The sequence below is a fragment of the Gordonia sp. YY1 genome (assembly GCF_009872315.1).
GTDB lineage: Bacteria > Actinomycetota > Actinomycetes > Mycobacteriales > Mycobacteriaceae > Gordonia > Gordonia amicalis.
Genome location: NZ_WXYI01000007.1, coordinates 1 through 25,549, shown reverse-complemented (window position 1 = coordinate 25,549; position 25,549 = coordinate 1). Strand labels below are relative to the sequence as shown.

The window sequence follows — 25,549 nt, the reverse complement described above, 5'->3', positions numbered from 1 at the left end:
CGACGCGACCCGGTCGAACTCGCTCGGCGAGCGGGCTCCCACCTGCGTCGTTAGGCTCTGCGAGTGACCAACAGCGAGGTCGACGCGGAGCCGACGCCCATCAGCCATGAGCACCCGGACGTGTCGGGCGGTCGGGTGCGGGCCGCGACCTTCGGCGCGATGGACGGACTCGTCACCAACATCAGCCTCGTCGCCGGCGTCGGGGGCGCGGGTGCCAGTGCGCACACCATCATTCTGTCGGGTGTCGCCGGTCTGATCGCGGGCGCGTTCTCGATGGCGCTCGGCGAGTTCACTTCGGTGTCGACGCAGAACGAGCAGCTCGACGCCGAAGTCGAGGTCGAGCGCACCGAGATCGAGGAGAACCCGTGCGCCGAGCTTCGCGAGCTGATCGACATGCTCACCGAGATGGGTATGAGCGAGGAGACCGCGACCACCGCGGCACACGAGATCCATCGCGACCCCGAGAGCGCCGTCGACGTCCACATCACCCAGGAGCTCGGTGTCGACCCGTCGGACAAGCCCTCTCCGTGGGTGGCGGCGATCTCGTCGTTCGTGATGTTCGGCATCGGCGGCGTCGTACCGCTGGTCCCCTACCTTCTCGGGTTCTCCTCGCTGATCCTCGGACTGTCGGCCGGCGCCGTCGGCCTGCTCATCGCCGGTGGCGTCGCCGCCTACGTCACCCGACACCCGATCGCCCGCGGTGCGCTGCGCCAGCTGTGCTTCGGCGTCATCGCCGCCGGCGCAACCTATCTGGTCGGCCTGGCCATCGGAGTGCCCGCGGGCGGCTGATCAGCTTCCCAGCGCGGTGTCGACGACCTGCTGGGCCTCCTTCTGCACCTGCGCGAGGTGCTCGGCGCCCTTGAAGGATTCGGCGTAGATCTTGTAGACGTCCTCGGTACCCGACGGCCGTGCGGCGAACCACGCGTTCTCGGTGGTGACCTTCAGACCGCCGATGGCCGCTCCGTTCCCGGGCGCGGTCGTCATGATGGCCGAGATGGGTTCACCGGCGAGTTCGGTGGCCTTCACCTGCTCCGGCGACAGCTTCGACAGCACCGCCTTCTGCTCACGTGAGGCGGGCGCGTCGATCCGGGCGTAGGCGGTCTCCCCGAATTCCTCGGCGAGTTCGGCGTACCGCTGCGACGGCGTCTTGCCGGTGACCGCCAGGATCTCCGAGGCGAGCAGGGCCATGATGATGCCGTCCTTGTCGGTCGACCACGGACTGCCGTCGAACGTCAGGAACGACGCCCCGGCGCTCTCCTCGCCGCCGAAGGCGACGCGTCCGGAGAGCAGTCCGTCGACGAACCACTTGAAACCGACCGGCACCTCGAGCAGCGGACGCCCCATCCCGGCGACCACCCGGTCGATCAACGACGAGGACACCAGCGTCTTGCCCACCGCGGCCTGTGCCGACCACTGCGGGCGGTGGGTGAACAGGTAGTCGATGGCGACCGCGAGGTAGTGGTTCGGATTCATCAGACCGGCGTCGGGGGTGACGATCCCGTGACGGTCGGAGTCGGCGTCGTTGCCGGTGGCGATGTCGAAGGAGTCGCGTGCGGAGATGAGCGAGGCCATCGCATTCGACGACGAGCAGTCCATCCGGATCTTGCCGTCGGTGTCGAGCGTCATGAACGAGAACGTCGGATCGACGGTCGGGTTCACGACGGTGAGGTGCTCGAGGTTGTAGCGCAGGCCGAGCGCGGCCCAATACCCCACCGACGCCCCGCCGAGCGGATCGGCACCGATCTTGATTCCGGCATCCCGGATCGCCCGCATGTCGACGACCTCGCCGATGCCGTTGATGTAGTCGAGCAGAAACGAGTGATCCTGCACGTGTTTGCTCGCCCGCGCGCGCTCGAACGGGATCCGCTTGACGCCGTCGAGCCCCGAGGCGAGCAGTGCGTTTGCCCGCGCCGCGATCGCCGAGGTGACCGTGGTGTCCGCCGGACCACCGGTCGGCGGGTTGTACTTGAACCCCCCGTCGCGGGGCGGATTGTGCGAGGGCGTCACCACGATGCCGTCGGAGAGCACACCGGGGTTCTCCTTGTTGAACGTCAGGATGGCGCGGCTGATCGCGGGGGTCGGGGTGAACGAGTCGTCCTCGGCGGTGAGGACCGTCACCTCGTTGGCGGCGAGAACCTCCAGCGCGGTCCGCCATGCCGGAACCGACAAAGCGTGGGTGTCGAATCCGATGAACAGCGGACCCGTGATTCCCGCATTTCGCCGATATTCGACAATCGCCTGGGTCGTCGCGAGGATATGCGCTTCGTTGAATGCGGTGTCGAAACTCGAACCTCGATGACCGGAGGTTCCGAACACGACCTGCTGCAACGGGTCCGACGCATCGGGGACATTCTCGTAATAGGCACGTTCGAGTGCCTCCACATCTACGAGGTCTTCGGGCAGGGCCAATGTTCCAGCGCGGGAATGTGCCATATCGCGATTCTGCCACCAACGGCGCAATTCGCCCGTCGGACGGCACCGATCAGCGCTTCTCGAGAGACACGTCCGCCGTCTTCGTCCAAGCGGATCGCTAGGCTGGACCGATCGTCGACGAGCCGGTTGGAGGGCTGCCAGATCATGTTCGACCCCGGCTCGCCCAGACTGTTCTCGCCCAGACTGTTCTCGCCCAGACTGTTCTCCCCCAGACTGTTCTCCCCCGGACGCGACCCGGTCGGACTTCTCGTACTCGTACTGCCGGGCGGCACCGACGACAGTCTCAAGCCGTTCTCCCCTTGGCAGGGATCTGCCCTGCGGATGTATCCGTTCACCTGGTCACTCCGGCTCCGCTACGGACGGGCTGTCCACGTGCACCAGGTGCGGTATCGCGTCTACGGCTGGAACGGCGAGGAGAGCAGCCCGATGTCGCCGTCGCGCGCCGCGCTCGCCGAGTTGTGCCGACGGCACCCGGGAGTTCCGGTCGTGGCGATCGGTCACTCGATGGGCGGTCGGGTCGCCGCACACCTGGCCGCCGACCGCCGGGTTATCGGCGTCCTGGCGCTCGCCCCGTGGTGGCAGTTCGCCGACTGGCGACACATCCAGCCCGGGGCCCGCGTGGTGGCGGTCCACGGCGACGCCGATGAACGCACCTTTGCCAAGCGCACCCGGAAAGGCGTCGACGAGTTGTCGGCGCAGGGGATCGACGCCGAGTTCGTCAACGTGCCCGACGGCGGTCACGCGATGCTCGACCACATCGGTCTGTGGCAGCGAGCCGCCCTCGATTTCGTCGGTGAACGGCTCACGGCCTTGCGGCGAGCCTGACCCTCCCTGAAACCCACCACTGTTGGGGATTTCCGGCACCCCCCGGGGTGGTGGGAATCCCCAACAGTGGAGGGTCTCGGCCGCGATCGAGCGGTCAGAGGGTCAGACGCGCCGCTTCCCGGACAGCTCCTCGACGTATTCCGGATAGAACTCGACGTAGGTGTCGCCGGCGAGCACGTACAGCGGGTCGTCGGCGGTCTCGGTGTAGGCCTGTTTGCGCAGTTCGGTCCGCATGTTCTTGAACGTCGACGTGTGCTCGAGCTGGTCGACGATCCGTACGAACAGCGGCACCGCATAGCTCGGCAGTCCGGTTTTGATGTGCGCCGCGAACCCCGCGGCGTCGAAGTCGTGGCCGTCGTGGAGGCTCACGGCGGCCATCCCGGCCTTGCCGTCGACCCCGGGCACCGGGACGCCGAAGACGACGGCCTCCTCGACCGAGTCGTGCGCGTCGATGACCGCCTCGACCTCGGTGGTGGCGACGTTCTCACCTTTCCACCGGAAGGTGTCGCCGATGCGATCGACGAAACCGATGTGCGAGAAGCCCTGATCCCGGACCACGTCGCCGCTGTTGAACCAGGCGTCGCCCTTCTTCCGGACGTCGCGCACGATCTTCTTCTCGGTGGCCTTCGGGTCGGTGTAACCGTCGAACGGCACCCGCGAGTTGATCTGCGCGAGAAGCAGTCCCGTACCGCCCTTGCCAACCTTGCGCACCCGGCCGTCGGGGCCGCGCAGCGGTTCGCCGGTCTCCTCGTCGTACTCGGCGACGAGGTAGGGCAGCGGCGAGAAGCCCGCGGTCTTCGAGAGCCCGAAGACGTTGACGAAACCGATGTTCGCCTCACTGGCCGCATACAGTTCGACGATGCGGTCGATGCCGAATCGCTCGGTGAAGTCGTCCCAGATGTCGGGTCGCAGACCGTTGCCGACGGCGAGTCGCACACGGTGGGCGCGATCGGTCGACTTCGGCGGCTGCGCAAGGAGATACCGGCACAGTTCGCCGATGTAGCTGAAGGCGGTGGCGTCGTTCTCGATGAGTTCGTCGACGAAGCGCGACGCCGAGAACTGCTTGCCGATCGCGAGGCAGGCGCCGGAGGCGAGCACCGACGACAGCGAGATCGTGAGCGCGTTGTTGTGGTAGAAGGGCAGCGCGGTGTACATCACGTCGTCGCCGCGCAACCGGATGCCGAGGCCGCCGATCCCGTTCATGGCCACCAGCCAGCGGTAGTGGGTCATCTTGCTGGCCTTGGGGTATCCGGTGGTGCCCGAGGTGAAGATGTAGATCGCGGTGGACCCGAGTTCGACCGACTCCGTCGCGGCCGGGTTCGCCGGCGAGCACGCCGAGGCCAGCGAAGGGAGCTTCTCGAAGGTGAATTCCTTTCCCGGGCGGGCGCTCTGCGGTACCGAGTCGAGCGCCTCGGCCAGGTCTTCCTGGTAGAGAACGGCCTTCGCGTCGATCAGACCGAGGCTGTGTTCGAGTACCGCGCCGCGCTGGTGGAAGTTGATCATGCCGCAGATCGCGCCGATCTTGACGATCGCGAGCATGGCGATCACCACGTCGGGATGGTTCTTCGACAGCACCGCCACCACGTCGCCCTTGCCCACCCCCTCGCGGGTCAGGAAGTCGGCGAGACGATTGGCCCGCGCATTGGCCTCGCGGTAGGTGATCGAGGCGCCTTCGAAGCGCAGGAAGTCGCGATCGGGGTACTTGGCCACGGACTGCTGGAAGCGCTTGCCGATCGACATCTTTGTCGTCGGCGGTTTGGGCAGCATCTCCGGCAGCACACGCAGCACGGTCCCGATGTCCTTGCGCAGTGATGCGACCCCGGCTGCCATGTCGGCCAGCCGGATGTCGGGCAGGAGCCCGGTCCCCGACGCATGATCCACCATTCGTAACCCTCCCCCGATGTGTGTTCGACGACACACACCATAGCGGGAGTTCGACGACAATGAAACGTCGGAGGCGATTCGTTTCAAGTCGGGTGTCCCCTGCGTCTTGGTCCGGCGGACGTGACCGGCCACACTGTTGTCCATGACCGACACCACAGTTGCTGCGGCAGTCCCGGCCGGCCCGCTCGACGGCGTCACCGTACTCGAACTGGGCACCCTGATCGCGGGTCCGCACGCGGCTCGACTCCTGGGCGACATGGGCGCCGACGTCATCAAGATCGAACCACCGGGCAAGCCCGACCCGATCCGCACCTGGGGCCAGGCCGAGGTCGACGGCCACCGCTTCTACTGGACGGTCCACGGGCGTAACAAGAAGGCGATCACCCTCGACCTGCGCGCCGACCGCGGCCGCGAGATCTTCCTGCGTCTGGCCGACCACGCCGACGTGATCGTCGAGAACTTCCGACCGGGGACGCTCGAACGGCTCGGGATCGGTCCCGACGTCTTGTCCGAACGCAACCCCGGCCTCATCGTCGTGCGGGTGTCGGGTTACGGCCAGACCGGGCCGGATGCGACGCGCGCGGGTTACGCCTCGGTCGCCGAGGCCGCGAGCGGCCTGCGACATCTGAACGGCTACCCCGGGCAATTGCCCCCGCGGCTGGCGCTCTCGCTCGGCGACACCCTCGCCGGGATGTTCGCGGCACAGGGCGCACTCGCCGCGCTGTACCGCCGTTCGGTGACCGGCAAGGGTCAGGTCGTCGACACCTCGCTCATCGAATCCTGTGTCGCCGTGCAGGAATCGGCGATCGCCGACTACGACGCCGGCGGAGTGGTGCGCGGGCCGTCGGGTACCCGCCTGGACGGCATCGCGCCGTCGAACCTCTACCCCACCAGCGAGGGCACGCACGTGATCATCGCCGCCAACCAGGATTCGGTGTTCGCTCGCCTCTGCGAGGCGATGGGCCGACCCGAGCTGGCCACCGACGAACGGTTCGCCGATCACGCGGCCCGCGGTCGCAACCAGGACGAACTCGACGAGCTCATCGGCGAGTGGTCGGCGCAGTACTCACCGGACAAACTCACCGAGGTCCTGAGCGCCGCGGGAGTCGTCGTGGGGCCGGTCAACACGGTCGCCGAGGTCGTCGCCGACCCCCACCTGCAGGCGCGCGGGATGATCGCCGAACACTACGACGAACGCGCGCAACGCACCGTCCTCGGACCGGGCGTGGTCCCGCAGTTCAGCGAGACGCCCGGCGGGATCCGCAACGCCGGCCCGCCCGAACCGGGATGCGACAACGAGACCGTCTACGGCGAGGTGCTGGGCATGACGGCCGACGAGGTGGCCGAGCTCCGGGAGTCGGGCGTCATCTGACGGGTCCTGCAGACCGGGCCGACCTGATGTGAGGGTCTCCCGAGTGGAAAGTTCGGGTGGCCGAATCTATAGTGTCGGCATGCCCAAGCCGAATGCTGCCCGCCGACTCCTGTCGGTTGGCGCATTCATCGCCGCGACGAGCGTCCTCATCGCGGGTTGCACCCTGTCGAGCCGCCTACCCGACGAGAAGGTCGTGCTGACGACCTTCACCGTGCTCGCCGACATCGCCTCGAACGTCGCGGGTGACCGGCTGCGCGTCGAGTCGATCACCAAGCCGGGCGCGGAGATCCACGGCTACGAACCGACTCCCGGGGACGTCCGGCGCACCGCGACGGCTTCGCTCGTCGTCGACAACGGACTGAACCTCGAGGCCTGGTTCGGGCAGTTCGTCGAGGGGCTCGACGTCGAACACGTCGTGGCCAGCGACGGCGTCGAACCGATCGACATCGCCTCGGATGCCTATGCGGGCAAACCGAATCCGCATGCCTGGATGAGTCCGGTGAACGTGGGCATCTACGTCGACAATCTCGTCGACGCGTTCTCCGACCTCGACCCCGACGGCGCAGAGATCTTCGCCGCCAACGGCGCGTCGTACAAGGAGCAGTTGCGGCAGGTGCAGACCGAACTGGTCGACGCCCTGGACCACCTGCCGCCCAACGAACGGGCACTGGTCACCTGCGAGGGCGCCTTCTCTTATCTGGCTCGGGACGCCGGACTCACCGAGCGCTACATCTGGCCGGTCAACGCCGAACAGCAGGCCACCCCGCAGCAGGTCGCCTCGGTCATCGACTTCGTCCGCAAGAGCCGGGTGCCGGCGGTCTTCTGCGAGTCGACGGTCTCCGACGCGGCGATGCAGCAGGTCGTCGGCGCCACCGGCACCCGCTTCGGCGGCACCCTGTACGTCGACTCCCTCTCCGAGCCCGACGGCCCGGTGCCCACTTACCTCGACCTGATCCGCCACGACGCCCGGACCATCGTGTCGGGGCTGACGGGAGACAACCGATGATCACCTCGCACGCCATCGAGGTCGACGACGTCACGGTGCGATACGGCCGAATCCTCGCGCTCGAACACGCATCGGTACGCGTGCCGACCGGGCGCGTCTGCGCACTCGTCGGCATGAACGGGTCCGGCAAGTCGACGCTGTTCAAGACGATCGTCGGAGCGGTCACCCCGAGCACCGGCTCGGTCACCCTCGCCGGCCGGACCCCGGTTGCCGCCCGCAAGGCCGGGATCGTCGGATACGTCCCGCAGTCCGAGGACATCGACTGGTCCTTCCCGTTGTCTGTCCGCGATGTCGTGATGACCGGCCGCTATGGGCATCTCGGCTTCACCCGACGGCCGCGGCGTACCGACCACGACGCCGTCGACGACGCACTGGCGCGCGTCGAGCTGACCGACTACGCCGACCGTCAGATCGGTCAGCTCTCCGGCGGACAGCGCAAACGCGCCTTCGTGGCCCGCGGCATCGCGCAGGAGGCCTCGATCCTGCTGCTCGACGAGCCGTTCGCCGGTGTCGACAAGCGCACCGAGGCCACCATCACCGCGTTGCTGCGCGAACTCGCCGACTCCGGCGCGACGATCCTCGTCTCCACGCACGATCTCCAAGTCCTGCCGACCCTCGCCGACGAGGCGATCCTGCTGATGCGCAGGGTGGTTGCCCAGGGTGAGCCGGCCGAGGTCATCACCACGGACAATCTCGTGCGTGCCTTCGGACTCGACCCGCTCGACCGTCCCGGACCGACACCCAGCGACCGCCGGGAAGAGGCGTCATGAGCATCGTCGACCACCTCCTCGACCCGTTCGCCTACGCCTTCATGACACGAGCCCTGTGGGCGACGCTGATCTCGTCGGTGGTGTGTGCCCTGCTGTCCTGCTGGCTGGTGCTCATCGGCTGGTCCCTGATGGGCGACGCCGTTTCCCACGCGGTGCTGCCCGGCGTCGTCCTCGCCTACATCGCCGGAATCCCGTTCGCCGTCGGCGCGGTCGTGTTCGGGTTTCTCGCGGTCGCGATGATCGGCGCGGTCCGCGACGGCGGCCGGGTGAAGGAGGACGCCGCGATCGGCATCGTCTTCACGACTCTGTTCGCGCTCGGGCTCGTCCTCATCTCGGTGACGCCGAGCCAGACCGATCTGAACCACATCATCTTCGGCAACCTGCTCGGCGTCTCGACCTCCGACCTGATCCAGATCGCCGTCCTCGGCGCCATCGTCGCGGTCATCCTGCTGCTCAAGCGACGCGACTTCACCCTGTACGCGTTCGACCCCACACACGCCTTCGCGATCGGCCTCAGCCCGCGACTTCTGGGCGCCGCCCTGCTCGCCCTGCTGGCCCTCACCGCCGTGACCGCCCTGCAGGTCGTCGGCATCGTCCTGGTGGTGGCGATGCTGATCATCCCCGGTGCCACCGCGCAACTGCTCACCGATCGCTTCAACCGGATGCTGATCATCGCACCGGCCACCTCGGCGCTCTGCGGCGTGATCGGCCTGTACGTGTCGTACTACCAGGACACCTCACCCGGCGGCATGGTCGTTCTCGTGCAGGGCATCCTGTTCCTGCTCGTCTTCCTGTTCAGCCCGACCCAGGGCGTGGTCGGCAAACGCCGCCGTCACCGCGAGAACACCGTCGCCGACGCGCCGGTGACCTGACGAGTCGGTGACCTGACGCGACGGTGACCTGACGCGTCACGTTCACAGGCGGCGTACAGGCAGTCGACAGCATCGGACCAGGAAACGACAGCATCATGGCGTTCGCTTTCCGGGGCAACCCGGACCGTCCAGGCAGCGAACGAAAGCAGAACCTCATGAACCCGACTCCGGACAATCCCACGCCCGAGGCGGCCGAACCGCAGCAGACCCCCGACCCGGACACGTCAACCGCGCCGATGGCGCGGACCCCCGACGACCGGACCCCCGACGACCAGCCGACCGAGCGACTGCACGACTCGAACTCCGTGACGGAGGGTTCGCCGACTCCCGCCCCGGCGTCGACGACCTCCGCCGCGTCCAGGTTCAAGACACCGATCCTGGCCGCCGCCGGCGTGGGAGTGGTGCTGATCGCAGTGGCGCTCGGCTTCGGCGCCGGATACATCACCGGCGACACGACATCCGACCGGCCGGACCGGGTGATGTCCTCGCGGTTCGACAGCGACCCGAACCGAGCGGACGGACGTGACGGTCCGCACGGCCACTTCCGCGGACCGGGCGGTCCGCAACGATGGGGCTCGACCGACGACGCGCCGGACACACCGACGCCGAGCCGGCAGCCCACCGGCGAGCAGCCTCAGCCCAGCTGACCGGAAACGACGAGCGCCCCACCTGCGAACAGGTGGGGCGCTTCTCGTGGAGCTGCCGGGAATTGAACCCGGGTCCTCCGTCGTGTTGGTAGGGCTTCTCCGTGTGCAGTCCGCTATGTCTCTACTCGGATCTCCCGGTCACGCGAACAAGCCGAGATGACGATCCCAGTCGCTGTGTGATGTTCCGCCCCCACCCGCGACCGGCGAGGACGGTGAGCTCCCTGAGATGATGCCGGCATCCGGATTCGGGAGCACAATCCGGGCCGACAGACTAGCCGTCGCTGATCAGGCAGCGAGGGCGTAGTCGCGCTGATTGGAATCGGCGCTTAATTGGTTGCTGCGACGCTTATACGGTGGTCTCCAGCCTGCACCGACACGCTTCCCCTACCTCGACGCACGTAGTCGAAACCGATCAGCCCCGAGACAGGAACCCGCCGACGTGAGTCAGCGAGCACTTCAGTGTAACAACCCGCGACGCCGAGTTCATTCCGGATTTCCGACGCGGACATCGGCGGGCAGCGCCACCGGTGCGAACATCGCGACCACGCGCCCTTCCCAGTCCGGCCCGATCGCTCCGGTGCGGGCCCGCTCGGCGACCAGCACCCCGACGATCCCGTCGATCACCGTGTCGGGGTCGACCCCGTCGGCGAGCGTCCCCTGTGCCGTTCCCGTCGCCAGGACCTCGGCGAGCCGTGTCCGATGCTCGCCCAGGACCCGTCGGAACAGTTCGGCGAAGGCCGGATCGGTGTCGGTGATCAGCGCCGCCATACCGCCGAAGCCGATGCCGTCGACGACCATGGATGCGGCCTGGCGCACCACCCAGCGGAGTCGGTCCTCCCCGGACAGCTCACCGTCGGGCGCCGACGGGGTCCCGACGTCGAGCAGTGCGGCCGTGAGCATCTCGTCCCGGTTCCGATACCGCCGGTAGATCGTGGTGCGGGCCACGCCGGAATGCGCCGCCACCGCCTCGATCGTAACCGCCGCAGGACCTCGTGTGCGCAGCAACTCGAGGGCGGCCGTGATGATCTTCGCGCCGCTGTCGGATGCCACTCGGAAACCCCTTCGCCCGTCGTGCCGATCGGTACCGGTCGATATCGATCACTCAGGAATATCACGGCGCCCACAAACGCTACATAGAGCGTTGCGATACAGTCAGTGTATCGATACATCGCCTGTAGCGGTGCGGGTCGCCGCATCGCCCGATCCAAGGAGGTTCGTCGTGCGCAATGCACTCCGCTCGATCTCGTTCTCGTTCCTCGGCTATCTCGGCCTGCTGCTGGCATTCGCGCTCATGGGACTGTTCGTCGTCACCCTCGCCGGCGGCGTGGCCGGTCCGGCCTGGCCGTTCGGCACGGCGATGGCGGTGCTGTTCGCGCTGTCGTTCACGTCGTTCCGCTTCCAGATCCTGCTCAGCGACCAGAGCCGGGACGACGACGACCTGATCGTCTCCTCGGACCCGATGACACCCCCGCTGCGTCGCGCCGACGTCGAGCGGTACGAGCGCACCTACCGGACACCGACCGAGGCCACGGAGATCGTGCCCTCGCCGAAGCCCACCCGGCTCGTCGACGCCGCCTGAGTCAGCTACATCCCCTTCACGCGGCGGCCGACCTCGCGCTCGACCTCGCGCTGCGCGGTTCTCCTGGCGATGTCGTGGCGCTTGTCGTGGGCCTGCTTACCGCGGGCCAGCGCCAGCTCGACCTTCACGCGACCATCGCTGAAGTACATCGAGAGCGGCACGAGGGTGAGGTTGCCGTCTCGGATCTTGCCGATGAGGTTGTCGATCTCGCGACGATGCAGAAGAAGCTTGCGCTTGCGTCGGACCGCGTGGTTCGTCCACGAGCCCTGGCCGTATTCGGCGATGTGCAGGGCGTGCAACCACACCTCACCGTCGTCGATCGTGGCGAAGGCGTCCACCAGCGAGGCCTTGCCGGCACGCAGGCTCTTCACCTCGGTCCCGACGAGGGCGATGCCGGCCTCGTAGACGTCGAGGATGGTGTAGTTGTGCCGGGCCTTGCGGTTCGACGCAATCACGTTGCGTCCCTTCTCCCTGGGCATCGCGGACTCACCTCCTCGTCGAACCGGTAGTCGTACTGCCTGCGCCACACCGGCAGCAGTGGGTCCGCTCACTCACGGACGTACACACGAAGAGTGACATATGCCGTCGCGCCCGCCAACACGATTCCGCCGAGGATCAACCAGGGCGCCACGAACAACACGTCCGTCAGCTCGATACGCGCGAAGAAACTGACGCCGTAGAGCTCCTTGAGCGCGGTGTCGAAGAAGAACTTCTTCGCGAGCAGGAGACCGCCGATCGCCAGCAACGCACCGGCAAGGGCGGACACCACCGCCTCCAGCAGGAAGGGCAGCTGGGTGTACCAGCGGGTCGCACCCACGAGCCGCATGATCGAGACCTCGGTGCGGCGGGTGAACGCCGCGATCTGAACGGTGTTGATGATCAACAGGATCGCCGCGACCGCGAGCACCGAGGCGATCGCGAACGTCGCGTTCCGAACTCCGTCGAGCACGCTGAAGATACGTTGCACCAGCTTGCGGTCGTCCTTGAAAGCATCCACGCCCAAGTCTTTTCGGCCGGCGTACTCGGTGAGCACGGCGTCGAACTGAGCAGGATCGGACACCCGCACCCGCAACGATGCCGGCAGGGTGCCCTCGACGATGTTCTCGGCGAGGTCGGGGTTGTTCGCGAAGATCTCCTTCGCCCGCTCGTAGGCCTCGTCCTTGTCGAGGTAGGTCACCGAGGTGACACCGGGCTCGTTCTCCAGCCCCCGGCGCAGCTGCGCACAGGGGTCGGCATCGCACTGCGGATCCCGCTCGGTGACTTCGGGATTGAGGTAGAACTCCATCTCCACCCGGTCGAGGAAGATCTGCTGGCTCTTGTCGGCCATCTGGATCACCAGCAGACCGCCGCCGAACATTCCCAGGGTGATGGCCGTGGTGATGATCATCGCGATGGTCATGGTCGCGTTGCGGCGGAGCCCGTGGAGAACCTCGCTGATGATGAAATTCGCTCGCATGCTTGCTCAGACGTCCTTGGGGTCGTGGTGGTGTGTCGGGGTGCGGGCCCAGCCGTCAGCCGATTCCGTACACACCCTGCGGGTCGTTGCGCACCAGCTGCCCGTTGTCGAATTCGAGGACCCGGCGTCGCATCGCGTCGACGATGTGCCGGTCGTGGGTGGCCATGACCACCGTGGTCCCCCGGCGGTTGACCCGGTCGAGGACGTCGACGATCTCCTCGCTGGTCTCGGGATCGAGGTTTCCGGTCGGTTCGTCGGCCAGCAGCACGAGCGGCCGGTTGACGATCGCGCGTGCGATGGCCACGCGCTGCATCTCGCCGCCGGACAGTTCGTTGGGCATGCGATCGTGCTTGCCCTCGAGCCCGACGTATTCGAGCACCTCGGGAACCACCCGCTGGACCGTCGACCGTGGTCGGCCGATCACCTCGAGCGCGAAGGCGACGTTCTCGGCGACGGTCTTCTTCTGCAGCAGGCGGAAGTCCTGGAAGACGCAGCCGATGGACTGTCGCAGCTTGGGCACGTCCCGCGCCCGGAGCCTGTTCACGTGGAACTCTCCGAGGTACACGTCGCCGCTCGTGGGCCGGTCCTCCTTGAGCAGCAACCGGAAGAACGTCGATTTCCCCGATCCCGACGGTCCGATGAGGAACGCGAACTCCCCTTTGTCGACCTCGAAGCTCAATTCCTTGAGAGCCGGTCGAGAGGATGCCTTGTACTGCATCGTGACGTTCTCCAGCTTGATCACGATGAGCCAGTGTAACGACGGCGCCTGAGAGTCCGTTCAGGCATGACGCACCGAGCCGGTCAACGCCTTGACCAGCGGTTACGCCAGGGTCAGCGTGTCGGAACCGGGGTGGTCGGCGCGGGCGCGCCGAGATTCGGTATCTCGACGCCGGGCAGTCCGGGGACCGTCTGGCGCGTCGTGGACGGCGTCGACGGGGAGCGGGTCCCACCGGACGGCGCCGACGTGTCGGTCCCGCCGAACCCGGGCTCGTCGGTCGTCGACACGTCGGAGGGGGTCTCCGACGTCGTCTCGGAGAACGTCGACGGCGGCGTCTCCCGGTACGTGGGTTCGACGACCTGCGAGGTCCTCGGTGCGGGCCGCGGCGGTTCCGGGGCGACGACGCCGTAGCGCTGCGAGGTGTAGCCGTAGAGGACACCGCACAGGACGAACGCGACCAGCAGGAGCGCGGTGCTGATCCGGATCGACGTCCCGCCGATGTGCTGCCTCCACCGGAAGGTGCGACGACGGCGGGTGTCGTCCGGGGTCGGGCCACCCGACCCCGACGGCTGGGAACCCTGCGGCCGGGACTCACTGCGCCGGGTCTCGATCTGTTGGGACTCGGTCATCTACTCGCCCCCGTCCCGGTCGCGTCCGGTCTGATCGGCCAGGGTCGCCGGCGGTCCGCCGGCGGCGCGGACCTCGCGACCGGCGGGCACCGTGATCCCCTCGCGGGCGAGCGCGCGGACGATGTGGACGCGCAGCGCCCGCCCGACCTCGAACTGCTTGCCCGGTAGGGTCCGCGTCACCATGCGCACCGTGATCGAGTCGAGCTCGAGGTTGATCACGCCCAGCGACGACGGCGCATCGAGCAGAAGGTCGTGCCAGCGCGGCAGTTCGTAGAACTCGTGGCCGACCCGGTCGAGGGTGTCGTTGACGAGACCGATGTCGGCCTCGGAGGGCACCGGGACGTCGACGACGGCACGAGCCCAGTCCTTCGACAGGTTGGTGGCCTTGACGATCTGCCCGTTGGGGACGGTGATGACCTCCCCCTCGGTGGTGCGCAACTTGGTCACCCGCAGTGTCACGTCCTCGACGGTCCCCTCGGCCGGGGCGTTGCCGGTCACCGTCAGGTTCACCACGTCGCCGTAGCCGTACTGCTTCTCGGCGACGACGAAGAACCCGGCCAGGATGTCCTGCACGATGCGCTGGGCGCCGAAGCCGAGCGCCGCACCGATCACCGCGGTGGGTCCGGTGAGTCCGCTCAGCGGTATCCCGAACACACCGAGGACGTGAATCGTCACGATGATCGCGATGATCACGATCAACGTCCAGGCCACCACGTCGACCAGCGCCCGACGGTGCTTGGCGTCCTCGGTCTGCACGATCAGATCGCTGGTGGAGAAGCGCGACTCGACTCTCGACGCGTATCTGCCGGCGGACCAGCGGATGACCCGGGCCAGCAACACCGCACCCAGAATCCAGATGAGGATCTCGAGGCCGTTGGTGGCCAGCCAGACATAGACCCGGCCGACGAGGAGTTCGGTCGGGGACGGTCCGGCGGCCAGCAAGGCGGTTCCGGGCTGCACGATCACGCTTCGGCGGCCGCCATCCGCCAGCGGATTCCGGCCTCGATGAATTTGTCGAGCTCGCCGTCGAGCACGGTGGTCGGGTTGTTGTCCTCCACACCGGTCCGCAGGTCCTTGACCATCTGATACGGGTGCAGGACGTAGGAACGCATCTGGTTGCCCCAGCTCGAACCGCCGTCACCCTTGAGGGCATCGAGCTCGGCGCGCTCCTCCTGGCGTTTGCGCTCGAGGAGCTTGGCCTGCAGCACCCGCATGGCCGACGCCTTGTTCTGCAGCTGGCTCTTCTCGTTCTGGCAGGTCACGACGATCCCGGTCGGAATGTGCGTGAGGCGCACCGCGGAGTCGGTTGTGTTGACCGACTGACCGCCCGGACCCGACGAGCGGTAGACGTCGACCTTGACGTCGTTCTCGTCGACGTCGATGTGGTCGGTGGTCTCGACCACGGGCAGCACCTCGACCTCGGCGAACGAGGTCTGGCGGCGGCTCTGGTTGTCGAACGGGCTGATCCGCACGAGGCGGTGGGTGCCCTGCTCCACCGACAGGGTGCCGTACATATAGGGGGCCTTGACCGCGAAGGTCGCGGATTTGAGCCCGGCCTCCTCGGCGTAGGAGGTGTCGTAGACCTCGACGCCGTAGCCCTTCTGCTCGGCCCACCGGATGTACATGCGCATCAGCATCTGCGCCCAGTCGGCGGCGTCCACGCCGCCCGCTCCGGAGCGGATGTTGACCAGCGCCTCGCGGGAGTCGTACTCGCCCGCGAGCATCGTCTTGACCTCCATCGCCTCGATGTCGGCGCGCAGGCTCGCCCGCTCGGCGTCGGCGTCGGCCAGCGCGGCGGTCTTGTCGTCGCCCTCTTCGGCGTCCGCGAGCTCGTAGTGCACCGGCAGATCGTCCAGACGCTGACGCAGCTCGGAGACCTTGCGCAGCTCGGACTGGGCGTGCGAGAGCTCACTGGTGACCTTCTGCGCGTGGTCCTGGTCGTTCCACAGGTCGGGGTCCGAGGCCTGCATCTCCAACTCGTCGATGCGACGACGCAGCTCCTCGAGGTCGAGCACCTTTTCCACGGTGGTCAAGGTGGCGTCGAGGGATTCGAGGTCTGCGGTCACGTCGGGATGCACAGTCATCCAGAGTACCGACCGGCGGGCGGGCCAGGCAGCGTCAGGCCCCGAGGGGCGGCTGCGGATCGGGCAGGACGCCGAACTGCCAGGACGTCACGGCCTTGTGCGGCTTGTAGATCACCGGGAGGTCGTCGCCCACCTGCGGCCACGGATCGTCCGGACCGAGCACGAGCGTGCCGTACACCTCGGTCGGGGTGGTCTCGGGTCCGACGATGGTCCCGGTGATGGTGTAGAACCGCTGACCGTCCCGGTCGGTGGCGCTCCGGGGGTCGCTCTGGTTGTCGGAGACGCCGACGACCGTGAGTGTGCCCTGCACGTACTGCGACGCCCTGGCCGCGGACATGGTCTGCGGGTTCCGGCCCCGCTGCCACTGGATCGCCAGCACCACCACCAACGCGGCCAGCAACAGGGTGAACATCACGGTGAGCACCATGCGGGCTACCCTACCGGGCATGTCCGCCGACTCCGGTCCGAAGAAACCCGGCACCTCACAGAGCTACGACGACGACCTCGAACTCGCGCTGTCCCTCGCCGATTCCGCCGACGCGCTCACCACGGACCGGTTCGGGGCCGTCGACCTCCGCGTCGACGACAAGCCGGATCTGACACCCGTCTCCGACGCCGACCTCGCCTGCGAGACGCTGCTCCGGGAACGGCTGACCGCTCGACGGCCCGCCGACATGGTCCTCGGTGAGGAGTTCGGCGGTGAGGCGGCCCTCACCGGCCGCCAGTGGGTCATCGACCCCATCGACGGCACCAAGAACTTCGTCCGCGGCGTCCCGGTCTGGGCCACCCTGATCGCCCTGCTCGTCGACGGCGTGCCGACCGTCGGTGTGGTGTCGGCACCCGCCCTGCGTCGACGGTGGTGGGCGGCAGGCGGACTCGGCGCCCACACCTGCTTCGACGGCGAGGACGCCCGGCAGCTCTCGGTCTCGGGGGTGAGCGACCTCTCCTCGTCGAGTTTGGCGTTCTCGAGCCTCTCGGGCTGGGCCGAGCGCGGTATCCGGGAGCGCTTCGTCGACCTCACCGACCGGGTCTGGCGGGTGCGCGGCTACGGCGACTTCTTCAACTACTGCCTGGTGGCCGAGGGTGCAGTCGACGTCGCCGCCGAACCGGAGGTCTCCCTGTGGGACCTCGCTCCGCTCGACATCCTCGTCCGGGAGGCCGGCGGCCGGTTCACCGCTCTCGACGGGACACCCGGTCCGGCCGGCGGGAGCGCCGTCGCCAGCAACGGCCTGCTGCACGACGAGGTGCTCACGGCGCTCGCCCCACCCGCTCCCTAGGGCCCCTCGCCCCCTGAGGCGCGAGGAGCGATAGCGACGAGCCACGAAGGGCCTGGTGAGACGACCTACACCTCGGTACCGGTCTCCTCGTCGAGCACCACGAACTCGGTCGCGTCGTCCTTCATCTCCGACAACCGCCCGTAGTGGATGCCGGTTCCGGCGTCGGACAGGATCGCCTGGTGGATCGGCACGGCGACCCGCGGTGCCATCGCGCGGAGGTAGTCGACGGATTCGCTGAGCTTCATCCACGGTGCGGCCGACGGCAGCGCGAGGACGTCGACGTGCTCGAAGGGGATGTAGAACGAGTCGCCCGGGTGCATGAACTGCCCCGGCTTGTCGGCGGTGCCCAGGAGGTAGGCGACGTTGTCGATGACCGGGATCTCGGGATGGATGACCGCGTGCCGGCCGCCGGTGAAACGTGCGGTGAGCGAACCGATCTCGATCTGCGCACCACCGCGCGCGGCGGTCCAGGTGCCGGCGACGTCGTCACCGTTGAGCTGGGCGGTGGTCTGCGGGTCGGCGTAGAGGACGGCGTCCGGGTTGGCGGCGACGAGGTCGGGCAGTTTCGCGACATCGCAGTGGTCGGGGTGCTGATGGGTGATGAGGATCGCGTCGAGACCGCTGATGCCCTCGAAACCGTGCGAGAAGTTGCCCGGGTCGAAGAGCACCTTGGTCCCGTCGATCTCGACGAGCAGACAGGAGTGACCGAAGTGGGTGATCTGCATGCATCCACTCTGCCTTCTTCAAACCACGATCGGGAAGATCCCCCACCCCGCCGCGGTGTCGACGATGCGCACCAGCCCGTAGCTCAACCACGCCCCGAGGAGAACGGCACCCGCCCGGCCGAGCACGATGTCGCGCCAGCCGTCGAGCGGCATCCTCCGACGACGCACCAGGGTCACGGCCGCGAAGACGACGGTCACGGCGGTGAGGACGAGCAGGATCGGCCCGAAGACGTTGAAGCGGAACGACTCCGCGACATCGCCGTGCATGAGGGCCACCCAGCTACGGGTCAGACCGCACCCTGGGCACGGCAGGCCCGTCGTCATCGCGAACGGACAGATCCCCGGCCCCGCGGCGATCCCGGCGGGGGTCAGCACACAGGCCGCTGCGACCGCGGCGGTACCGGCCAGCCCGACCACCCCCGCCCCGAGGGTGCCCGACGTCGATAAGCGCAGGTCGGAGCGGTCATCCACGGTCACCCGGCCAGCCTAGCGCGCGCGGGGAGCGACGGCGTCCGACGAGTGCGTGACAAACTTCTTACTAACGAGTAAGGTCTGGACTTACTACCGAGTAAGATCGGTCCGCAAACCTGTGCACAGGCCCCGGAAGGGGCGACTGGAAGAAACGGCTGGTGATCATGACAACTCACACCGAACCGCGCGACACCTCCGCAGTCGGCCGCAACCCGCATCCCCGCAACTTCATCGGCACCGCGATGCGTGTGCTCTCGACGGTGACTGGCTCGGAATTCGCCGAGAAGTACAAGATCCGCGAGCCGATCAACCGTGTCGCCTACCAGGCCACCAAGACGGGTTTCCAGACCCTCGGTGCGGCCAACCGCGCCTTCAAGGCCGCTCAGGGCGGATCGGGCGACGCCAAGCGTCTGACCACCGCACCGAAGGACTACTTCAACCTCACCCCCGACGACGAGCAGCAGATGATCGCGGAGACGGTGAAGGAGTTCGCCACCGAGATCCTGCGCCCCGCCGCCTACGAGGCCGACGCCGCGGCCGCCGCGCCCGAGGACATCGTGAAGCGTTCGACCGAGCTCGGCATCACGATGATCAACGTGCCCGAGGACTTCGACGGCGCGGCCACCGAACGCGGCGTCGTCACCAACGCGCTCGTCGCCGAGGCGATGGCCTACGGCGACATGGGCCTGGCGCTCCCGCTGCTCGCCCCCAGCGGTGTGGCCACCACCCTCACCAACTTCGGCACCGACGAACAGCAGCGCACCTACCTCCCCGACTTCGCCGGCGACAACGTTCCGCAATCGGCGGTCGTCATCGCCGAGCCCAAGCCGCTCTTCGACGCATTCTCGTTGACCACCAAGGCAACCCGCGTGCCCAGCGGCTACCGCCTCAACGGCGTGAAGTCCTTCGTGCCGGCCGCCGGGTCGTCGGAGCTGTTCCTCGTCGGAGCCCAGCTCGACGGCAAGCCCGCCCTGTTCGTGGTCGAGTCGGATTCCAAGGGACTCATCGTCGAAGCCGACCCCGGTATGGGCGTCCGCGCGGCCGGCATGGGACGGCTGCTCCTGCAGGACGTCGCGGTTCCCGAGACGGCGCTCCTCGCCGGTACGGGTCCCGCCGCAGCGGCCGCATACCGCGACGTCGTGCGCCTGTCGCGCCTGGGCTGGTCGGCCCTGGCCGCCGGTACCGCCCGTGCGGTTCTCGACTACGTCATCCCCTACGTCAACGAGCGTGAGGCCTTCGGCGAGCCGATCTCCAACCGCCAGGCCGTCGCCTTCATGGTGGCCAACATCGCCACCGAGGTCGACTCGATCCGACTGGTCACGCTGCGCGGCGCCGCCCGCGCCGAGCAGGGCCTGAGCTTCGCCCGCGAGGCCGCCCTCGCTCGCAAGCTCACCATCGACAAGGGCCTGCAGATCGGCCTCGACGGCGTCCAACTCCTCGGCGGCCACGGCTTCACCAAGGAGCATCCGGTCGAACGCTGGTACCGCGACCTGCGCGGCGCCGGCATCGGCGAAGGCATCGTCGTCCTCTGAACCGCTTGTGACCCAAGGAACCTGACATGAGCATCAATCTCGAACTCCCGAAGAAGCTGCACGTCACCATCGACCAGGCACACCAGGCGGCGGCGGAGATCTTCCGACCCATCTCGCGCAAATACGACCTGCGCGAACACGACTACCCGGTCGAACTCGACACCCTGGCCAGCCTCTACGACGGTCTCGCCGAGACCGGTCAGGCCGGTGCGGGTGCCGACGGCGGCCGCAGCCAGCAGAAGAAGGCCAAGCCCAAGCCGGAAGGGCAGGTCGTCAACGGCGGCAACATGCAGTCGGCGCTCAACGTGATCGAGACATGCTGGGGCGACCTCGGTCTCATGCTGTCCATCCCCTACCAGGGGCTGGGGAACTCGGCCATCGCCGCGGTGGCCACCGACGAGCAGCTCGAACGATTCGGCAAGGTGTGGGCGGCGATGGCCATCACCGAACCGAGCTTCGGCTCCGACTCGGCGGCCGTGAGCACCACCGCGACCCTCGACGGCGACGAGTACGTCATCAACGGCGAGAAGATCTTCGTGACCGCCGGATCGCGCGCCACCCACATCGTCGTGTGGGCGACCGTCGACAAGAGCCTCGGTCGCGCCGCCATCAAGAGCTTCGTGGTCCCGCGCGAGCATCCCGGGGTAGAAGTCGTTCGGCTGGAACACAAGCTGGGTATCCGTGTCTCCGACACCGCGGTCATCCGGTTCGAGAACTGCCGCATCCCCAAGGACAACCTGCTCGGGTCCCCGGAGGTGGACACCAAGAAGGGGTTCGGCGGGGTCATGCAGACCTTCGACAACACCCGTCCCCTCGTCGCGGGCATGGCCGTGGGTGTCGCGCGTGCCGCACTCGAGGAACTGCGCCGCATCCTCGACGAGGCCGGCATCGAGGTCGATTATGACCGTCCCGCCGCCGACCAGCACGCCGCGGCCGCCGAGTTCCTGCGCATGGAGGCCGATTTCGAGGCGGCCTACCTGCACACGATGCGCGCGACCTGGATGGCCGACAACAAGCAGCCGAACTCGACCGAGGCGTCGATGTCGAAGGCCAAGGCCGGACGCACCGTCACCGACATCACCAACAAGGTGGTGGAGCTGACCGGGACGCTCGGGTATTCCGAACGTCTGCTGGTGGAGAAGTGGGCCCGGGACTCGAAGATCCTCGACATCTTCGAGGGCACCCAGCAGATCCAGAACCTCATCATCGCCCGGCGCGTGCTCAACAAGAGCAGCGCCGAGCTCAAGTGAGGCGCTGAGGCCGGTTCCGGCCCTGCGACCTTGCTCGGGGGGGGTCGCAGGGCCGAACTGCTTCTGCCACCGCTCCGGACTCAGAACAATCCCGCCACGCCCATCCCGGCTGCGCAGGCCGCCACCGATCCCGCCACGGACGCAACCGCGTACACGCCTGCGCCGACCCGATCCGAATTCTGGGCGAGCCGCACGGATTCGAAGACTGCCGTGCTGAAAGTGGTGTAGCCGCCACAGAATCCGGTGCCGAGGATCGTCCTCAGCTCGTGCGGCGCCCCGTGGAACACGACCAGTCCGGCCAGGACGCCCAGGATCGCCGAGCCGGTGACGTTGATGACGAAGGTCCCCCACGGGGTGACGGCGGGCCATCGATGTCTCACCGCACCGTCGACGACGAACCGGGCGACCGCTCCGAACGCACCGGCCACCATCACCGCGAGCGCGATCATCGCCCGTCCCGTCGGGTCGCGATCTTCGACGCCGCCGCGATCCCACCGGCGGCGGCGAACACCCCGAGCACGACGCTGACCACCGCATAGGCAAACGCGGTCACCACCGCCGAAGCCCGTGCGAGATCTGTGATCTCGAGGGCGAATGCGCTGTACGTCGTCAACGCACCGCAGATGCCGGTACCGCCGAACAGTCGCACCCGCTGACGCCACCCGTCGTCGGGGCCCAGTCGCGCAAGGACTTCCAGCAGCGCGCCGAGGATGAACGCGCCCGCGATGTTGACGCCGAAGGTCGCCCACGGCCATTGCCCGTCGACCGCCGGGAAGGTCTGCTCGGCCAAGTACCGCAGGCCGGTGCCGCACAGCCCGCCGGCGAACACCCAGACGAGCGCCCGGGCGCGAAGATGCGGCGGACGCTCATCGGGGTCGACGGGCAGCTCGCCGTGCTGGTCTGCGTGCACCCGCCAAGTCTCCGCTACGTCACGACGGCATACAAGACGAACAGGTACACCGGTACCAGCACGTCGAAGACGAAGATCGGACCGGCGTTGCCCGCCTTGAAGTTCCGTCTGGTCACCATCTCCCGGACGTGCCCGACGGCGGCCCCCAGGTAGAACACCGCGAAGGCGATGATCGTGGCCAGTGTGAAGTCGTCGTCGAACCCCGACGCGATCACACCCAGGACGCCGGTCGCCAGGCTGGCCAGCCCGACCTCCCACTGCCACGGCGTCCTCGGCTGCCACCCGATCGATTCGGCGATCGGCTCGCCGAAGAACATGTGACCGCAACCGGTCATCCAGCCCTGCACGCCGATCATCCACAGCACCGAGTTCTCGAGCAGATCCCGGCCGAGATCGCCGCCTGGGGACAGCGCGTCGATCACCGTCGTGATGATCGTGCCGACCAACCCGACGAAGGGTACGACGGCTATCGCGATGCGGAGGGCGCGGTCGCTCATGTTGTGCGCCCGTCAGCCCTTGAGCTGTTCGGCCAGTGCGGTCAGCACGTCGGGGTCCTCGATGGTCGACGGGACCGTGTACTCCTCGTGGTCGGCGATCTGCCGCATCGTCTTCCGCAGGATCTTGCCCGATCGGGTCTTGGGCAGTGCCGGCACCACGGTCACGTCGCGGAAGGTCGCGACCGCACCGATCTCGTTGCGCACCTTGGCCACGAGCTCGCTGCGCAGGGTGTCGGCCTCGATCTCGACACCGGACTTCAGCACCACATACCCACTCGGTCGCTGCCCCTTGAGATCGTCGTGGATGCCGATGACCGCACATTCGGCGACCGCCGGATGCGACGCCACGACGGCCTCGATACTGCCGGTCGAGAGCCGGTGTCCGGCAACGTTGATCACGTCGTCGGAACGCCCGAGCACGAAGACGTAACCGTCGGCGTCGACGTATCCGGAGTCCCCGGTGAGGTAGTAACCGTCGAACGCTGCGAGGTAGGACTTGCGGTAACGCTCCTCGTCGCGCCACAGTCCGGCCAGGGTGCCCGGTGGCAGTGGCAGTCGGATGACGATGTTGCCCTCCTCGCCGGCGCCCACGATCTTGCCCTCGGCGTCGACGACCCCGACCCGGAAACCCGGGACCGGCACCGTGGGCGATCCGGCCTTGATCGGCATCGGTTCCAGCCCACGCAGATTCGCGGCGATCGCCCATCCGGTCTCGGTCTGCCACCAGTGGTCGACGACCGGCACCCCGAGAATCCTCGATGCCCAGGTGAACGTGTCCGGGTCGAGGCGCTCACCGGCCGCGAACAGGGTCTGCAACGACGACACGTCGTGGGCGGCCAACTCGGCGGCCTCCGGGTCGGCCTTGCGGATCGCGCGGATCGCGGTCGGCGCGGTGAACAGCGCCTTCACCCGATGATCGGCGACGACCCGCCAGAAGGCGCCGGCGTCGGGGGTCCCCACGGGCTTGCCCTCGTACATCACCGTCGTCGCCCCGACGAGCAGCGGGGCGTACACGATGTAGGAGTGCCCGACGACCCAGCCCACGTCGGATGCGGTCCACCAGACGTCACCCGCGGCGATGTCGTAGATGTTCGTCATCGACCACGTCAGGGCCACCGCGTGACCGCCGTTGTCGCGGACCACCCCCTTGGGTTTACCCGTGGTTCCGGAGGTGTAGAGGATGTAGAGCGGATCGGTCGCCGCCACCGGCACCGGCTCCGCGGGCTCGGCAACCTGCGTCACCTCGTCCCAGTCCAGCCAGCCGTCGTGATCGGCGGCGCTGCCCGCGATCTCGGGGCGATCCTTGACGATGATCGTCGCCGGGGAGGCCGACGACAGTTCGACGGCCTTGGCGACCATCGGCAGGTACTCCACGGCACGGCCCGGTTCGAGCCCACCGGAGGCGGTGACGACGGCGACCGGCTCCGCGTCGTCGATGCGGGCGGCCAGTTCCGGTGCGGCGAAGCCGCCGAACACCACCGAGTGCACGGCCCCGATCCGCGCGCAGGCCAGCATCGCGATGGCGGCCTCGGGGATCATCGGCATGTAGATCACGACGCGGTCACCCGCGCCCACGCCGTGGGCGGCGAGTGCCCCGGCGAACCGCGACACCTCGTCCAGGAGCTCGGCATAGGTGTAGCGGCGGACCTCGCCGACCATCGCCGAGTCCCAGATCAGGGCCGTCCGCTCGCCCTGGCCCGCGGCGACATGACGGTCCAGGGCGTTGTGGCAGGTGTTGAGTTCGCCGTCGGGAAACCACCGGTAGAACGGGGCGGCGGAGTCGTCGAGCGCCCGCGTCGGAGTGACCGTCCAGTCGATCGCGGACGCCGCGTCGAGCCAGAAACCCTCACGGTCCTCGGTCGCCCGTGTGAACGCCTCGTCGTATCGTCCCATCGCTGATCCGCCCTTCGCCCTGACGCCGTCGTCCTCGGGCGGCACATCATCGGATGTGCCGTGTCCCGGTTAGAGGTTAGTCATGTGACGATCGACACGACACCTGTTCCGCGGGCCGCGCGCCGACCGGTCACCGTCGTGCGGCGAGCGGGCGCAGACCCCGCTGCGTCGACGCGCGGGCCCGCGGGAAGGTCACCGCTGCACGTAGAAGACGCGCCGGTTGACGAATTCGCCGATGCCGAGCGGTCCGAGTTCCCGCCCGAAGCCGGAACGCTTGGTTCCGCCGAACGGCACGTCGGCGCCTTCGCCGGCCGAGGTGTTCACATTGGCCATACCCACCTCGAGTCGCGACGCGACCGCGATCGCCCGCTGCTCGTCGCTCGAGAAGACAGCACCCCCGAGCCCGAACGGGACGTCGTTCGCGAGAGCGACCGCCTCGTCGTCGTCGGACACCGAATAGACGACGGCGACCGGGCCGAACAGCTCCTCACGGTAAGCGCGCATGTCCGGGGTGACCCCGGTCAGGACTGCCGGGGTGAACCATCCGTGCTCGGCGAGCTCTCCACCGACGTGCAGGGTCGCACCCCTGTCGACCGCGTCGCGCACCTGGGCGAGCAGCCCCTCGGCCGCCTTCCGCGACACCCATCACCTCCCACTCCAGGCCGTCGAAGGTGTCCAGGGAGAACTTCTGAAGGACCGCGGCAGCGGACGCGAGCGTG

27 protein-coding genes, 1 other RNA gene and 1 pseudogene are annotated in these 25,549 nt (G+C 67.9%); 11 read left to right on the top strand and 18 right to left on the bottom strand.

What is annotated here, in order from left to right:
* Nucleotides 1-57 precede the first annotated feature (57 nt).
* On the top strand, nucleotides 58-789 hold the full coding sequence (locus BPODLACK_RS11235; RefSeq protein ID WP_442903272.1) for a VIT1/CCC1 transporter family protein: 732 nt from the start codon (nucleotides 58-60) through the stop codon (nucleotides 787-789).
* Here the strand turns inward: BPODLACK_RS11235 and pgm are convergent, their stop codons facing one another.
* A complete protein-coding gene (gene pgm, locus BPODLACK_RS11230) occupies nucleotides 790-2,433 on the bottom strand; it encodes a phosphoglucomutase (alpha-D-glucose-1,6-bisphosphate-dependent) (protein ID WP_159405314.1) in 1,644 nt (547 codons plus the stop codon). It abuts the gene before it with no gap.
* Between the two features lie 144 nt (nucleotides 2,434-2,577).
* Between pgm and BPODLACK_RS11225 the strand changes: the two genes are divergently transcribed.
* The gene (locus BPODLACK_RS11225; RefSeq protein WP_159405313.1) at nucleotides 2,578-3,258 is read left to right on the top strand and encodes an alpha/beta fold hydrolase; all 681 of its coding nucleotides are present in this window, start codon (nucleotides 2,578-2,580) and stop codon (nucleotides 3,256-3,258) included.
* 102 nt (nucleotides 3,259-3,360) lie between these two features.
* Here BPODLACK_RS11225 and BPODLACK_RS11220 read toward each other — a convergent pair whose 3' ends face one another.
* The gene (locus BPODLACK_RS11220) at nucleotides 3,361-5,142 is read right to left on the bottom strand and encodes a long-chain-acyl-CoA synthetase (RefSeq protein WP_159405312.1); all 1,782 of its coding nucleotides are present in this window, start codon (nucleotides 5,140-5,142) and stop codon (nucleotides 3,361-3,363) included.
* 142 nt (nucleotides 5,143-5,284) lie between these two features.
* On the opposite strand from BPODLACK_RS11220, the gene BPODLACK_RS11215 reads away from it, so the two are divergent.
* From BPODLACK_RS11215 to BPODLACK_RS11195, 5 genes are all read left to right on the top strand, one after another.
* On the top strand, nucleotides 5,285-6,514 hold the full coding sequence (locus BPODLACK_RS11215) for a CaiB/BaiF CoA transferase family protein (RefSeq protein ID WP_159405311.1): 1,230 nt from the start codon (nucleotides 5,285-5,287) through the stop codon (nucleotides 6,512-6,514).
* 79 nt (nucleotides 6,515-6,593) lie between these two features.
* Nucleotides 6,594-7,520 (top strand): metal ABC transporter substrate-binding protein, encoded by a 927-nt coding sequence (locus tag BPODLACK_RS11210; RefSeq protein ID WP_159405310.1) that lies wholly within the window; start codon nucleotides 6,594-6,596, stop codon nucleotides 7,518-7,520.
* On the top strand, nucleotides 7,517-8,290 hold the full coding sequence (locus BPODLACK_RS11205; protein ID WP_159405309.1) for a metal ABC transporter ATP-binding protein: 774 nt from the start codon (nucleotides 7,517-7,519) through the stop codon (nucleotides 8,288-8,290). Before BPODLACK_RS11210 ends, BPODLACK_RS11205 begins: the two co-directional genes overlap by 4 nt.
* Nucleotides 8,287-9,162, top strand: a complete 876-nt coding sequence (locus tag BPODLACK_RS11200; RefSeq protein ID WP_159405308.1) for a metal ABC transporter permease — start codon at nucleotides 8,287-8,289, stop codon at nucleotides 9,160-9,162. The genes BPODLACK_RS11205 and BPODLACK_RS11200 overlap by 4 nt, the downstream gene beginning before the upstream one ends.
* 95 nt (nucleotides 9,163-9,257) lie before the next feature.
* Nucleotides 9,258-9,809 carry a hypothetical protein gene (locus BPODLACK_RS11195; RefSeq protein ID WP_159405307.1) on the top strand — a complete coding sequence of 184 codons (552 nt, stop codon included), beginning with the start codon at nucleotides 9,258-9,260 and terminating at the stop codon, nucleotides 9,807-9,809.
* 44 nt (nucleotides 9,810-9,853) lie between these two features.
* On the opposite strand, the gene ssrA is transcribed toward BPODLACK_RS11195, so the two are convergent.
* Nucleotides 9,854-10,229: a transfer-messenger RNA gene (ssrA, locus tag BPODLACK_RS11190) on the bottom strand.
* Nucleotides 10,230-10,292: 63 nt separating this feature from the next.
* Nucleotides 10,293-10,859, bottom strand: a complete 567-nt coding sequence (locus BPODLACK_RS11185) for a TetR/AcrR family transcriptional regulator (RefSeq protein WP_159405306.1) — start codon at nucleotides 10,857-10,859, stop codon at nucleotides 10,293-10,295.
* Between the two features lie 169 nt (nucleotides 10,860-11,028).
* On the opposite strand from BPODLACK_RS11185, the gene BPODLACK_RS11180 reads away from it, so the two are divergent.
* Nucleotides 11,029-11,388, top strand: a complete 360-nt coding sequence (locus tag BPODLACK_RS11180; protein ID WP_159405305.1) for a hypothetical protein — start codon at nucleotides 11,029-11,031, stop codon at nucleotides 11,386-11,388.
* Nucleotides 11,389-11,393: 5 nt separating this feature from the next.
* Here the strand turns inward: BPODLACK_RS11180 and smpB are convergent, their stop codons facing one another.
* The 7 genes from smpB to BPODLACK_RS11145 form a co-directional block, all read right to left on the bottom strand.
* Nucleotides 11,394-11,867, bottom strand: a complete 474-nt coding sequence (gene smpB, locus BPODLACK_RS11175) for an SsrA-binding protein SmpB (RefSeq protein ID WP_159405304.1) — start codon at nucleotides 11,865-11,867, stop codon at nucleotides 11,394-11,396.
* A gap of 68 nt (nucleotides 11,868-11,935) precedes the next feature.
* Entirely contained in the window at nucleotides 11,936-12,844 is a 909-nt protein-coding gene (gene ftsX / locus BPODLACK_RS11170; protein ID WP_159405303.1) for a permease-like cell division protein FtsX, read from the bottom strand.
* Between the two features lie 55 nt (nucleotides 12,845-12,899).
* The gene (gene ftsE, locus BPODLACK_RS11165; protein ID WP_159405302.1) at nucleotides 12,900-13,586 is read right to left on the bottom strand and encodes a cell division ATP-binding protein FtsE; all 687 of its coding nucleotides are present in this window, start codon (nucleotides 13,584-13,586) and stop codon (nucleotides 12,900-12,902) included.
* A gap of 89 nt (nucleotides 13,587-13,675) precedes the next feature.
* Nucleotides 13,676-14,191 (bottom strand): hypothetical protein, encoded by a 516-nt coding sequence (locus BPODLACK_RS11160; protein ID WP_159405301.1) that lies wholly within the window; start codon nucleotides 14,189-14,191, stop codon nucleotides 13,676-13,678.
* Nucleotides 14,192-15,157, bottom strand: a complete 966-nt coding sequence (locus BPODLACK_RS11155) for a mechanosensitive ion channel family protein (RefSeq protein WP_159405300.1) — start codon at nucleotides 15,155-15,157, stop codon at nucleotides 14,192-14,194. It lies immediately after the preceding gene.
* Nucleotides 15,154-16,269: a peptide chain release factor 2 gene (gene prfB / locus BPODLACK_RS11150; RefSeq protein ID WP_159405395.1), complete on the bottom strand. Its 1,116-nt coding sequence runs from the start codon at nucleotides 16,267-16,269 to the stop codon at nucleotides 15,154-15,156. The genes BPODLACK_RS11155 and prfB overlap by 4 nt, the downstream gene beginning before the upstream one ends.
* Nucleotides 16,270-16,309: 40 nt before the next feature.
* Nucleotides 16,310-16,702 (bottom strand): hypothetical protein, encoded by a 393-nt coding sequence (locus BPODLACK_RS11145; protein WP_100055171.1) that lies wholly within the window; start codon nucleotides 16,700-16,702, stop codon nucleotides 16,310-16,312.
* Between the two features lie 19 nt (nucleotides 16,703-16,721).
* On the opposite strand from BPODLACK_RS11145, the gene hisN reads away from it, so the two are divergent.
* On the top strand, nucleotides 16,722-17,552 hold the full coding sequence (gene hisN / locus BPODLACK_RS11140) for a histidinol-phosphatase (RefSeq protein ID WP_100055170.1): 831 nt from the start codon (nucleotides 16,722-16,724) through the stop codon (nucleotides 17,550-17,552).
* Between the two features lie 65 nt (nucleotides 17,553-17,617).
* On the opposite strand, the gene BPODLACK_RS11135 is transcribed toward hisN, so the two are convergent.
* Nucleotides 17,618-18,277 carry an MBL fold metallo-hydrolase gene (locus BPODLACK_RS11135; protein ID WP_100055169.1) on the bottom strand — a complete coding sequence of 220 codons (660 nt, stop codon included), beginning with the start codon at nucleotides 18,275-18,277 and terminating at the stop codon, nucleotides 17,618-17,620.
* 18 nt (nucleotides 18,278-18,295) lie between these two features.
* Nucleotides 18,296-18,754, bottom strand: a complete 459-nt coding sequence (locus BPODLACK_RS11130) for a DUF2752 domain-containing protein (RefSeq protein WP_100055168.1) — start codon at nucleotides 18,752-18,754, stop codon at nucleotides 18,296-18,298.
* Nucleotides 18,755-18,912: 158 nt separating this feature from the next.
* On the opposite strand from BPODLACK_RS11130, the gene BPODLACK_RS11125 reads away from it, so the two are divergent.
* Nucleotides 18,913-20,280: an acyl-CoA dehydrogenase family protein gene (locus tag BPODLACK_RS11125; protein WP_100055175.1), complete on the top strand. Its 1,368-nt coding sequence runs from the start codon at nucleotides 18,913-18,915 to the stop codon at nucleotides 20,278-20,280.
* Between the two features lie 26 nt (nucleotides 20,281-20,306).
* Complete coding sequence (locus BPODLACK_RS11120; protein WP_100055167.1) at nucleotides 20,307-21,530, top strand: acyl-CoA dehydrogenase family protein; 1,224 nt, start codon at nucleotides 20,307-20,309, stop codon at nucleotides 21,528-21,530.
* An 80-nt stretch (nucleotides 21,531-21,610) separates the two neighbouring features.
* On the opposite strand, the gene BPODLACK_RS11115 is transcribed toward BPODLACK_RS11120, so the two are convergent.
* From BPODLACK_RS11115 to BPODLACK_RS11095, 5 genes and pseudogenes are all read right to left on the bottom strand, one after another.
* Entirely contained in the window at nucleotides 21,611-21,979 is a 369-nt protein-coding gene (locus BPODLACK_RS11115) for a fluoride efflux transporter FluC (RefSeq protein ID WP_100055166.1), read from the bottom strand.
* Nucleotides 21,976-22,440, bottom strand: coding sequence for a fluoride efflux transporter FluC (locus BPODLACK_RS11110; protein ID WP_100055165.1), 465 nt, complete (start codon nucleotides 22,438-22,440; stop codon nucleotides 21,976-21,978). Before BPODLACK_RS11110 ends, BPODLACK_RS11115 begins: the two co-directional genes overlap by 4 nt.
* 14 nt (nucleotides 22,441-22,454) lie before the next feature.
* On the bottom strand, nucleotides 22,455-22,937 hold the full coding sequence (locus BPODLACK_RS11105; protein ID WP_100055164.1) for a DUF6790 family protein: 483 nt from the start codon (nucleotides 22,935-22,937) through the stop codon (nucleotides 22,455-22,457).
* Nucleotides 22,938-22,949: 12 nt separating this feature from the next.
* The gene (locus BPODLACK_RS11100) at nucleotides 22,950-24,830 is read right to left on the bottom strand and encodes a propionyl-CoA synthetase (protein WP_100055163.1); all 1,881 of its coding nucleotides are present in this window, start codon (nucleotides 24,828-24,830) and stop codon (nucleotides 22,950-22,952) included.
* Between the two features lie 192 nt (nucleotides 24,831-25,022).
* Nucleotides 25,023-25,469: pseudogene (locus BPODLACK_RS11095) on the bottom strand (aldehyde dehydrogenase family protein); the annotation flags it as partial.
* Nucleotides 25,470-25,549 lie beyond the last annotated feature (80 nt).